Source organism: Kitasatospora sp. NPDC047058 (assembly GCF_040643935.1).
Classification (GTDB): domain Bacteria; phylum Actinomycetota; class Actinomycetes; order Streptomycetales; family Streptomycetaceae; genus Kitasatospora.
On sequence record NZ_JBEYVJ010000021.1, the window covers coordinates 36,154 to 47,463 of the forward strand.

Consider the following 11,310-nt stretch of genomic DNA (forward strand, 5'->3'; position numbering starts at 1 on the left):
ATGCGGATGCACTGCGTTGGTGGGGGTGTGTCGTCGGCGAACGGGGCGTGTGCCCGAATGGCTCACGCCCCGTCAGTCCCCGCCCGAGCCGGGGCTCCTGGTCGGCGCGTCAGACCACGCCCAGCGCGTACGCGGCGAAGAGCGCCGCCGCGGTGCCGGCCGCCGCCTTCCAGCTGCGGGAGAACGCCGTCCACGGGCCGTCGAACCGGCGGGTGAACCACCCGATCGTGACCAGCACGGCACCGAACAGCGGAAGCAGCGCCAGCCGGGCCGCCACCCAGCCGGGCGAGTCGGGGGCGCCGGTCAGCCCGGGCACGGTGCCGACGGCGGCCGCGCCGGGCACCGCCACGGCGAGCATCGCGCTCTGGTGCCAGCAGAAGACCGTCATCGCCGAGAGGTTGAGCACCACCACCGGCAGCCACAGCAGCGGACGGCGCTCCAGCAGCCGGCCGAGGCGCTCGCGCAGCAGCACCGCGGCGCCGCACTGCACCGCCGCCAGCGCCGGAACCAGCAGGGACGGCGGGTGCGAGTTGGTCCGCCCCGCGCCGGGCACGCCGACCATGCTGGCCGGGTAGTGGAAGGCCAGCAGCAGGAGGGCGAACAGCGCACCGCCGCCGGCCAGCAGCAGCCGGGCGGCCGGGCGGCCGAGCCGGCCCTGCGCCCAGAGCACGCCCAGCTGGTAGCCGAACAGCCAGCCCGGCAGGACGTTCAGCAGCCCGAGCCAGGACGGCACCGCCTCCGCCCACGGGCCGTACCGCAGCAGGTCGACCACGGCGACCGCCGCCACCAGCAGGCCCGCGGACCAGCCGCGCAGCCGCCGGGCGGCCGCGACGCAGAGCGGGGTGAGCGCGGTCAGCCCCAGGTAGACGGCGATGTACCAGAGCGGCTGCACCACCAGCACCGAGCCGGTCCGGACGGTGTCGTCCGGCACGCCGAGCCACCCCAGCAACGGGACCAGCAGCGCCCACACCGCCGCCACCCCGAGCACCGGGCGCAGCAGCCGCACCGCCCGGGCCCACAGCCAGCCCGCGAAGCCGGTGCCGTCCCCTCCCGCCGCCCGGGCCCTGGCCCGCGCCCGTTCCAGCGAGCGGACCGAGGAGTGGCCGCCGACCAGGAAGAAGACGCCGAGCAGTTGCAGCACCCAGCTGACCGGGGCGAAGAAGCCGAGCGCACCGAGCGGGCTGGCGTTGTGCAGGGCGCCGTCGGCGGAGCGGGTGAAGCCGCCGAGCAGCCAGTGCCCGACCGGGACGGCGAGCAGGGCGAGGGCGCGCAGCCCGTCCAGGCCGCGGTCGCGGGTGTCGGGGGTGCGGGCGTCGGCCTGGGCGGCGGCGCGGCGCAGGGCGGCGAGCGGGTGGGCCATCGCGGTGCTCCTTCGGGCGGGTCGGGTCGGGCGGGCCGTGGCTGTTCCGGGTACTGCCGGTGCTGCGGGTGCTTCTTCGGGGGGCGAGGCGCGCGCTCAGCGGTCTGCGGCGAGCCCCTGGGCGACCGCGGCGAAGGCGGCCAGCGAGGCGGTGCCGGGGGCGAAGTAGCCGGTGTGGCCGTGGGATCCGGTGGCGGGCAGCGGGCGGGCACCGAAGCCGGGTCCGGTCGGGTCGGCGCCGTGGCCGAGGCCCAGGACGGAGACGTTGGGCACGTTGCCGATCCAGTCGGAGCCGTTGCGTGCGGTGGCCCAGACCGGCACCCGGGGGTCGAGCTCGGCCGCGGAGCCGACGCCCATCCCCGGGGAGCCGAGCACCACGACGCCCGAGGCCTGCTGCGGGCCGGGGGCCGCCAGTCCGCAGACGACCGAGCCGTAGCTGTGGCAGAACACCGTGGCGGGCGCCGTCGGCGCGGTGCTGACGGCGAGCCCGTCGAGCAGCCGGGCCAGCCGCTGCGCCCCGGCGCGGGCGAGCGTCTCGGTGGCGGCGTCCGGGCCGAGCCCGAGCGGGGTGGTGTAGCCGGCCCAGGCGATCACGGCGGTCTGCCGGCCGGTGGCCTCGTACAGTGCGCGGGCCATGCCGTCCGGGGTGCCGTACGGGTCGGCGGGCCGGTCGAAGCTGCCCAGGTCGATGTCGGAGCCGGGGACGACGACGGCCGTCCGGCGGGCGGTGGCGAGGTCGCCGTGGACCTCGGCGACCTGGCCGCGGCCGCGGGGGTCGAAGGCGAGGATCTGCCGGCCGCCGTCGAGCAGGGTGCGGTAGCGCTCGGCGCGCTCGCGGGCGGCGGTGCGGTCCTGCGGGGTGAGCGCCGGGTCGGCGGCCCGGGCCAGTTCGCGCCCGCGCTCCCCGGCGAGGGCCAGCGCGTTGGCCCGGTACCGGAGCCGGACCGGGGCGCCGTCCAGGTTGCCGACCACCAGCGGGTGACGGACGGCCAGCGCGTCCTGCCGGGCGGGCGGAAGCCCGGCGAAGAAGGCCGCCACCTCGGCGGGGGAGGCGGTGCCCGGGTCGGGCGGCCGGAGGCCGGGGGTGGTGTCCGCGACCCAGGCCGCGCTGCCGGGCGGCGGGCCGGTGACGGGCTGCTGGGCGTCGGCGGCCCAGCCGCCCGCGCCCAGGACGGCGGCCAGGGCCACCGCCGCCGCGGCGGCCCTCCGCCGGAACCGCCTGGTCGTGTGCCGGGTGCGCGGCTGCCGCATGTCCGTGTTCTCCCTCGTCCGTCCGGTCTCGACGGAGAGGAAGGTAGGAAGGCGACGGCCCCGCGGGCGTCACACCGCGGGGCCAACTCCCGGGTGCTACCCGGGTATCACCGGCCGGCCGTCACTGGCCCGGCGTCACCAGACCGGACTCGTAGGCGAGGACGACCGCCTGGGCGCGGTCGCGCAGGCCGAGCTTGGCCAGGATGCGGCCGATGTGGGTCTTGACGGTCTGCTCGGCGAGCACCAGCCCGGCGGCGATCTCCTGGTTGGAGAGGCCGCGGGCGATCAGCTCCAGCACCTCCGTCTCGCGCGGGGTCAGGCCGTTCAGCCGCAGCTTCGGGTCGCGGCGCCTGGCCGGCCTGGTCCGGGCGAAGTCCTCGATCAGGCGGCGCGTCACCGAGGGGGCGAGCAGCGCCTCGCCGGCCGCGACCACCCGGACCGCGGCGATCAGGTCCGCCGGGGGCGCGTCCTTGAGCAGGAAGCCGCTGGCCCCGGCGCGCAGCGCCTCGTACACGTAGTCGTCCACGTCGAAGGTGGTCAGCATCAGCACCCTGGGCCGGTGGGCGCCGGGGACGGCCGGGTCGAGCAGCCGACGGGCCGCCTCCAGGCCGTCCATGCCGGGCATCCGGACGTCCATCAGCACCACGTCGGGGTGGGTGCGGCCGCTGAGCTCCAGGGCCTGCGCGCCGTCCGCCGCGTCGCCCACCACGTCGATGTCGCTCTGGGCGTTCAGCAGGGCGGCGAAGCCCGCCCGTACCATCGCCTGGTCGTCGACGATGATCACGCGGATGGTCATGCGGTGGTCTCCCCGGGGGTGTCGAGCGGCAGCGCTGCGGCCACCTTGAAGCCGCCGTCCGGCAGCGGGCCGGTGTCCAGCCTGCCATCGAGCAGCCGGACGCGTTCCCGCATTCCGACCAGGCCGTGGCCGGTGCCCTCGGCCGAGGCCTCCAGCGACTCGGCGCGGGCGGGCGGGGCGCCGTTCACCACGGTGACTAGCAGCCGGTGGCCGTCGACGGCCAGGGAGACCCAGGCCTGCGCGCCGGGCGCGTGCCGGACGACGTTGGCCAGTGCCTCCTGCACGATCCGGTAGACGGAGAGGCCGACGGCCGGCGGCAACGCGTCGGCCAGCCCGGGCGGGGCGGCCAGTTCGGCGGGCACCCCGGCCCGGCCGACCGTCTCGACCAGCTGCGCCAGCTGCCCGGCCCCCGGCTGCGGCGCCGTGTCGGCGGCGGACTCCTCGCTGCGCAGCACGCCCAGCAGCCGGCGCATCTCGGCCAGCGACGCGCGGGCGGTGCTGGCGATGGCGGTGAACTCCTCGGCGGCCTCGGCCGGGACCCCGGGCATCCGGTACGGGGCGCTGGCCGCCTGTACGGCGATCACCGACATGTGGTGGGCGACCACGTCGTGCAGCTCGCGCGCGATCCGGGCCCGCTCCTCCAGCAGGGTGCGCCGTTCGCGCTCGGCCTCGCTGATGTGCTCCTGCTCGGCGAGCAGCCGGCGGGCCTCGGCCCGTTCCCGCAGGGCCCCGCCGAGCACCAGGACCGCGCCGGTCAGGGCCAGCGCCAGCACGCTGTTGTCGCCGCCGGGGCGGCCGAGCCCGGCCACCGACAGGGCGAGGCCGACGGCCGCGGTGACCAGCCAGACCGGGACGAGGACGCGCCGGGGCTCGCGCAGCGCGAGCGGCAGCATCAGCAGCAGGTACCCGACCAGGCCGGTGGCCGGCCAGGGCAGGCTGGCCGAGCCGCTGCCGAGGAGCAGGACGAGGACGGAGGCGGCCAGGTCGGCGCCGCCGATCATCCACCACGCGGGCAGCGGGCGGCTCACCGCGAGCAGCAGCGGGACGGTCTGGGCGACGGCGAGGGCCGCCGCCAGCCCGGCGCCGAGCCCGTAGTCGTTGTGCAGGACGTTGATCGCGCTGGGCAGCAGGGCGGAGACGGCCGCCGCGGCGAGCACCAGGGGCAGGTGGCGGACCCAGCGGGGCGAGGCGTGGGCGAACAGCGGGGTGTGGTCGGCGGACGGCCGGGCGAGCGGGGCGAGCAGGGCGAGCAGAGCGGTCACGGCGCCACCCGTCCCGGCCCGGAGGGCGGCTTGATCATTCCGCCAGCCTAGGCGGGGGAGGGGCGGCCGTCATCGGACCGGGGGCCGGGATCCGGCGTCGTACCCGGGTATGACGTACGGGGGCGGGCCGCCGTCGCCGGAGGCGCCTCAGGCCCGCCAGTCCCCGGCCAGCGCCGGGCCGAGCTGGTCGAAGTGGCGCTCGATCAGGGCGATCATGCCCTCGGGGCCGGTGTCCTCCTGGTCGGCGGTCCAGGACAGGTGGGCGGCGCGCAGCACGCTGCCGAAGACGGCGGCGATCACGGTCGGGCGCAGGTCCTCGGCCGGGTCCAGGCCCTCCCGGGCGGCGATCACCTGGGCCACCACCCGCTCCTGCTCGGTGACCCGGCGCAGGTGGGCGGCGAGCAGGGTGGGGTTGTCCTCGATCATCTGGAGCAGCTCCAGGGCGCGGCTGACCGAGCCGCTTCCGGTCCGGAGCGGGGAGCCGAGGTCGCGCCAGGACTCCACGATCGCCGCGCGCATCGCTCGGAGCGGGTTCTCCTCGGCGGGGCGCCGGCGGAGCAGGCCGATGAAGTGGTCCTCGGCGTCGGCGAGCACGGCGAGCGCGACCTCGTCCTTGTTGGCGAAGTAGCGGAAGAAGGTGCGCTGGGAGACGTCCACGGCGGAGGCGATCTCGTCCACCGTGGTCCGGGCGAAGCCCTGGCCGAGGAAGAGCCGGTGGGCGGCGTCGATCAGGGCCTCCCGGGTCTGCTGCTTCTTGCGCTCGCGCAGGCCGGGGCTGCCGGCCGGGGTGCCCGGGCCGGAGCCGCCGGCGGGGTCGGTGGCGGCGGGCGGGGGCTGAGCGGCCATGGCGGGGGCCTTCCGGACGGGCTTCGGACGTGGGGCAGGAGCACAACTGTAGCGGTCTGACAAATGTCAGTTCAGGTCACAAGTCAGTGGTTGCCGAATGGCAGTCGCTGACATAATCTCCCCGGGGTGGCGCCCGACGGCCGGGTAACTCGTGGGGACGGGTGGGCCGGGGCGCCACACCCATGCCCGTCGCACCCGAACCCGTTTCGCAGCCCCATGCCTCCGGAGGGCCCCAGATGAGCCAGTCCGCCGTCAAGAGCACCCGGGCGGACCGCCCGCCGCAGCGCACGACACCGTCCGGGGGCGGCCTCCAGGGGCACCCCTGGCTGACCCTGCTGACCGTCGCGGTCGGCGTGATGATGGTCGCCCTGGACGGCACGATCGTCGCGATCGCCAACCCGGTCATCCAGGCCGACCTCAAGGCCGCGCCCTCCGAGATCCAGTGGGTGACCAGCGGCTACCTGCTGGCGCTCGCGGTCTTCCTGATCACCGCCGGCAAGATCGGCGACCGGTTCGGCCACAAGACCACCTTCCTGGTCGGCGCGGTCGGCTTCGCCGCCACCTCCGCGGCGATCGGCTTCGCCGGCGACATCCGGACGGTGATCGCCTTCCGCGTCCTCCAGGGCCTGTTCGGCGCGCTGCTCCAGCCGGCCGCGCTCGGCCTGCTGCGCGGCGCCTTCCCGGCCGAGAAGCTGAACATGGCGATCGGCATCTGGGGCGGCGTGATCGGTGCGTCCACCGCGGCCGGCCCGATCGTCGGCGGCCTGCTGGTCGAGCACGTCAACTGGGAGTCGGTGTTCTTCATCAACATCCCGGTCGGCCTGATCGCGCTGGCCCTCGGGCTCTGGGTCCTCAAGGACGTCCGGGCCGAGAAGGCCGCCAAGTCCTTCGACGTCCCCGGCATCGTGCTGCTCTCGGCGGCGATGTTCGCGCTGGTCTTCGGCATCATCAAGGCGCCCGAGTGGGGCTGGGGCGACGTCTCCACCCTGCTGTTCCTGGGCGGCGCGGTGGTCCTGATGACGGCCTTCGCGCTGTGGCAGCGGGCGGCCCGCGAGCCGCTGATCCCGCTCGGCCTGTTCCGCTCGCTGCCGCTGTCGGCCGGCACCCTGCTGATGGTGCTGATGGCCTTCTCGTTCTTCGGCGCGATCTTCTTCGTGACCTTCTACCTGCAGAACGTGCACGGGATGTCGCCGGTCCAGGCCGGCGTCCACCTGCTGCCGATGACCGGCATGATGATCGTCGGCTCCCCGCTGGCCGGCCTGGCGATCGGCAGGCTCGGCCCGCGGATCCCGATCGTGACCGGCATGCTGATCACCACCGCCGCGATGGCCGGCATGGCCACCCTGGACGCGGGCTCCGGCAACGGCGTGATGTCGCTCTGGTTCGTGCTGATGGGCCTGGGCATCAGCCCGGTCATGGTCGGCGCCACCGAGGTCATCGTCGGCAACGCCCCGCTGGAGCTCTCCGGCGTGGCCGGCGGCCTGCAGCAGGCCGCGATGCAGGTCGGCGGCAGCCTGGGCACTGCGGTGCTGGGGGCGCTGATGGCCGCCGAGGTCACCGACGTGCTGCCCGGGAAGTGGGCCGGGGCCGGCCTGCCGCCGGTCGAGGGGGCCCAGGCCGCGGGCCTCGACCAGGCCGCCCAGCTCGGCATCGCCCCGCCCGCCCCGGCCGGCACCCCGCAGCAGGTGGTCGACGCGATGGCCGGCGCCGTCCACGACTCCTTCGTCAGCGGCATGTCGCTCGCCTTCGCGGTCGCCTCCGTGGTCGCCTTCGGAGCGGCCCTGCTCGGCCTGCTCACCCGCCGCGGCAGCACCGACGCGGGCCCGGCCGTCCACATCTGACGCCGTCCGCACCCGCGGGAGGACGCCACGAGCGCGGCCCCGGACCCGCCCCCCAGGGTCCGGGGCCGTTGTCGTACCCGCCCGGGGGGAGAACCCTTCCCCGGGCGGGAACGGCGAAGGGCCGGACCTCCGTGGTGGAGGTCCGGCCCCTCAGTGCCTACCGGCCGGTCAGGCGTCGCCGCCGGCGGCGCCCGGGTCGGCGGCCGCGACGTCCAGCAGCTGGTACCGGTCGATCGCGTCCTTCAGCGCGCTGCGGTCGATCTTGCCCTGCTTGGCGAGCTCGGTGAGCACCGCCAGGACCACCGACTGCGCGTCGATGTGGAAGAAGCGACGGGCCGCACCACGGGTGTCGGCGAAGCCGAAGCCGTCGGCGCCCAGCGACTGGTACTGGCCCGGCACCCAGCGCGAGATCTGGTCCGGCACCGCGCGCATCCAGTCGGAGACGGCGACGAACGGGCCCTCGGCGCCCTGGAGCTTCTGGGTCACGTACGGGACGCGCTCCTGCTCCTCGGGGTGCAGCAGGTTGAACTCCTCGGCCTCCACCGCGTCGCGGCGCAGCTCGTTCCAGGAGGTCGCGGACCAGACGTCGGCCTTGACGTTCCACTCCTCGGCGAGGATGCGCTGGGCCTCCAGGGCCCACGGCACCGCCACGCCGGAGGCGAGGATCTGGGCCGGGATCTGGCCGGCGGTGCCGGGCGCGTACCGGTGCAGACCCTTGAGGATGCCCTCGACGTCCACGTTCTCCGGCTCGGCCGGCATCTTGATCGGCTCGTTGTAGACGGTGAGGTAGTAGAACACGTCCTCGCCGTGCGGGTGCTGCTCGCTGGAGCCGTACATCCGCCGCAGACCGTCCTGGACGATGTGCGCGATCTCGAAGCCGTACGCCGGGTCGTACGCGACGACGCCCGGGTTGGTCGAGGCCAGCAGGTGCGAGTGGCCGTCGGCGTGCTGCAGGCCCTCACCGGTCAGCGTGGTGCGGCCGGCGGTGGCGCCGAGCACGAAGCCGCGGGCCAGCTGGTCGGCCATCTGCCAGAACTGGTCGCCGGTGCGCTGGAACCCGAACATCGAGTAGAAGACGTACACCGGGATCAGCGGCTCGCCGTGCGTCGCGTAGGACGAACCCGCGGCGATCAGCGAGGCGGTGCAGCCGGCCTCGGAGATGCCGTCGTGCAGCATCTGGCCGGTCGGCGACTCCTTGTACGCCAGCAGCAGCTCGCGGTCGACCGACTCGTAGGTCTGGCCGAGCGGGTTGTAGATCTTCGCCGACGGGAACAGCGAGTCCATGCCGAAGGTGCGGTACTCGTCCGGGGCGATCGGCACGAAGCGGTTGCCGATGCCCTTGTCGCGCATGAGGTCCTTGAGCAGCCGGACGAACGCCATGGTGGTGGCGATGGTCTGGTTGCCGGAGCCCTTCTTGACCGCCTTGTACGCGTCGTCGCCCGGCAGCTCCAGCTTGCGCGGCCGCACCTTGCGGGTCGGCACGTAGCCGCCCAGCTCCTGGCGGCGGTCGTGCATGTACTGGATCTCTTCGGAGTTGCGGCCCGGGTGGTAGTAGGGCGGGTAGCCCTCTTCGAGCTGCTTGTCCGTGATCGGCAGGTGCAGGCGGTCGCGGAAGCGCTTGAGGTCCTCGACCGTCAGCTTCTTCATCTGGTGGGTCGCGTTGCGGCCCTCGAAGTTCGGGCCGAGGGTCCAGCCCTTGACCGTCTGGGCGAGGATGACCGTCGGCTGGCCCTTGTGCTCGCGGGCCGCCTTGAACGCCGCGTAGATCTTGGCGTGGTCGTGGCCGCCGCGACCCAGGTGCTGGATCTGCTGGTCGGTCATGTTCTCGACCATCTTGCGCAGCCGCAGGTCGCCGCCGAAGAAGTGCTCGCGGATGTACGAGCCGGTCTCGGTGGCGTAGGTCTGGAACTGGCCGTCCACCGTGGTGTTCAGCTTGTTCACCAGGACGCCGTCGCGGTCCTGCGCGAGCAGCGGGTCCCAGCTGCGGTCCCAGATCAGCTTGATCACGTTCCAGCCGGCACCCCGGAACTGGGACTCCAGCTCCTGGATGATCTTGCCGTTGCCGCGGACCGGGCCGTCCAGACGCTGCAGGTTGCAGTTGACCACGAAGGTCAGGTTGTCCAGGCCCTCGCGCGCGGCGAGCGACAGCTGGCCGAGCGACTCGGGCTCGTCCATCTCGCCGTCGCCGAGGAAGGCGTACACCTGCGAGTCGGAGGTGTCCTTGATGCCCCGGTGCTCCAGGTAGCGGTTCATCCGGGCCTGGTAGATCGCGCCGAGCGGGCCGAGGCCCATCGAGACGGTCGGGAACTCCCAGAAGTCCGGCATCAGCCGCGGGTGCGGGTAGCTGGACAGGCCGTACGGGAACTTCGACTTCTCCTGGCGGAAGGCGTCGAGCTGCTGCTCGGTGAGCCGGTCCAGGAGGAAGGCGCGGGCGTAGATGCCGGGGGAGGCGTGGCCCTGGAAGAAGATCTGGTCGCCGGACTCGCCCTCGGCGTCCTTGCCGCGGAAGAAGTAGTTGAAACCGACGTCGTAGAGCGACGCGGAGGAGGCGAAGGTGGCGATGTGGCCGCCCACGCCGATGCCCGGGCGCTGGGCGCGCGAGACCATGACGGCCGCGTTCCAACGGGTGGCGTTGAGGACCTTGCGCTCGATCTCCTCGTTGCCGGGGAAGAAGGGCTCGTCCTTGGTGGCGATGGTGTTGACGTAGTCCGTGCTGCGCATCTCGGGCACGGCGACACGCTTCTCGCGGGCGCGCTCGATCAGCCGCAGCATCAGGTAGCGGGCACGCTCGCGCCCCCGCTCGTCGATGGCCGCGTCAAGCGACTCCAGCCATTCCGCGGTCTCCTCGGGATCGAAGTCCGGGACCTGACTCGGAAGGCCGCCAATGATGATCGGGTTGCGATCGGATCCGGAAGCCACGCTGTTCCTTCACTGTCGGTCGAAACTTAGGTGTGTCGCGCCGCCTCCATCGTGCTACCGCGCTCGGAGATCCGTCATCTCTACCGATCGGTAACCGTTCCGCCCGGCGGGCGGGACGGTCTGGCGGGGCGCGGAACAGGCGCTGTTGCCTGCGCCGCGCACCACCGGGTGTTACGAAAAGAGGTGGTCCGACCTGGTTGCCCGACCGTCCGATGGCGGGCGGTCGGGGTGAGGGCCAACAGGAGACTCTACGCCCGCGCACGCGCGGACCCGAATGCCGTTCGCATCTCGGGCACGCGTACGGCCTGTGGACCAGGGCCACCCGAAGCATCCTTGTCCTATGCAGAGAAGGGCAAATCGGTGTGATTCGCGACACGTCGACCGGCGTGTCCCGCCGCGACACGTCAACCTTTGGAGGGGATCGGGGGTCGGGTACTTGCGCGAACCGCCGCGCCCGTGTGGACTACGGCCACAGCCTCGGCATGGACGCCGGGCCGAATACTGGAGGTTATTCCCGTGAGCGCGACCGCGGACCCCGCGGACAAGTCCAACCCGGCGCACCGTCTCGGTTTCGAGAAGGACCAGATCATCCAGGAGCTGGGGTACGACGAAGACACTGACCAGGAACTCCGCGAGGGCATCGAGGAGATCACCGGGACGGATCTCGTCGACGAGGACTACGACGACGTCGCCGACGCCGTCCTGCTGTGGCACCGCGACGACGACGGGGATCTCACCGACTCCCTCGTCGACGCCCTGGAATACCTGGCCGAGGGCGGCCTGATCTGGCTGCTGACGCCCAAGACCGGCCGTGACGGCCACATCGAGGCCTCCGAGATCGCCGACGCGGCGCGGACCGCCGGTCTCTCGCAGACCAGCTCGATCGCGGTCGCCAAGGACTGGGCGGCCACCCGCCTGGCGACCAAGGCCGCCAAGGGCGGCAAGCGCTGAGCACCCCGTGACACCGCCGGCCGGGGCGCGGGGGGGGGGGGGGCGGGCGGGGCCCGCCGCGGGGGGGGCGGGGGGCGGGAGAGG

The 11,310-nt window shown here is 73.8% G+C and carries 8 protein-coding genes; 2 read left to right on the forward strand and 6 right to left on the reverse strand.

All coding sequences use genetic code 11. The features are described from left to right. Positions 1-109: 109 nt before the first annotated feature. The 5 genes from ABZ885_RS05385 to ABZ885_RS05405 all read right to left on the reverse strand — a co-directional run bounded on the left by ABZ885_RS05385 (position 110) and on the right by ABZ885_RS05405 (position 5,515). The gene (locus tag ABZ885_RS05385; protein WP_360183599.1) at positions 110-1,360 is read right to left on the reverse strand and encodes an acyltransferase; all 1,251 of its coding nucleotides are present in this window, start codon (positions 1,358-1,360) and stop codon (positions 110-112) included. Between the two features lie 96 nt (positions 1,361-1,456). Next, positions 1,457-2,611, reverse strand: a complete 1,155-nt coding sequence (locus tag ABZ885_RS05390) for an alpha/beta hydrolase (protein WP_360183601.1) — start codon at positions 2,609-2,611, stop codon at positions 1,457-1,459. Between the two features lie 121 nt (positions 2,612-2,732). Continuing rightward, positions 2,733-3,407, reverse strand: a complete 675-nt coding sequence (locus ABZ885_RS05395) for a response regulator transcription factor (protein ID WP_360183603.1) — start codon at positions 3,405-3,407, stop codon at positions 2,733-2,735. Further along, positions 3,404-4,669 carry a sensor histidine kinase gene (locus tag ABZ885_RS05400; RefSeq protein WP_360183605.1) on the reverse strand — a complete coding sequence of 422 codons (1,266 nt, stop codon included), beginning with the start codon at positions 4,667-4,669 and terminating at the stop codon, positions 3,404-3,406. The genes ABZ885_RS05395 and ABZ885_RS05400 overlap by 4 nt, the downstream gene beginning before the upstream one ends. Positions 4,670-4,816: 147 nt before the next feature. Then, positions 4,817-5,515: a TetR family transcriptional regulator gene (locus ABZ885_RS05405; RefSeq protein ID WP_360183607.1), complete on the reverse strand. Its 699-nt coding sequence runs from the start codon at positions 5,513-5,515 to the stop codon at positions 4,817-4,819. Positions 5,516-5,751: 236 nt separating this feature from the next. On the opposite strand from ABZ885_RS05405, the gene ABZ885_RS05410 reads away from it, so the two are divergent. Next, positions 5,752-7,356, forward strand: a complete 1,605-nt coding sequence (locus ABZ885_RS05410; RefSeq protein ID WP_360183609.1) for an MFS transporter — start codon at positions 5,752-5,754, stop codon at positions 7,354-7,356. A gap of 168 nt (positions 7,357-7,524) precedes the next feature. Here the strand turns inward: ABZ885_RS05410 and aceE are convergent, their stop codons facing one another. Next, positions 7,525-10,275 carry a pyruvate dehydrogenase (acetyl-transferring), homodimeric type gene (gene aceE, locus ABZ885_RS05415; protein WP_360183611.1) on the reverse strand — a complete coding sequence of 917 codons (2,751 nt, stop codon included), beginning with the start codon at positions 10,273-10,275 and terminating at the stop codon, positions 7,525-7,527. Positions 10,276-10,791: 516 nt separating this feature from the next. Here aceE and ABZ885_RS05420 point away from each other — a divergent pair. Continuing rightward, complete coding sequence (locus ABZ885_RS05420) at positions 10,792-11,226, forward strand: DUF3052 domain-containing protein (RefSeq protein ID WP_360183613.1); 435 nt, start codon at positions 10,792-10,794, stop codon at positions 11,224-11,226. Positions 11,227-11,310 lie beyond the last annotated feature (84 nt).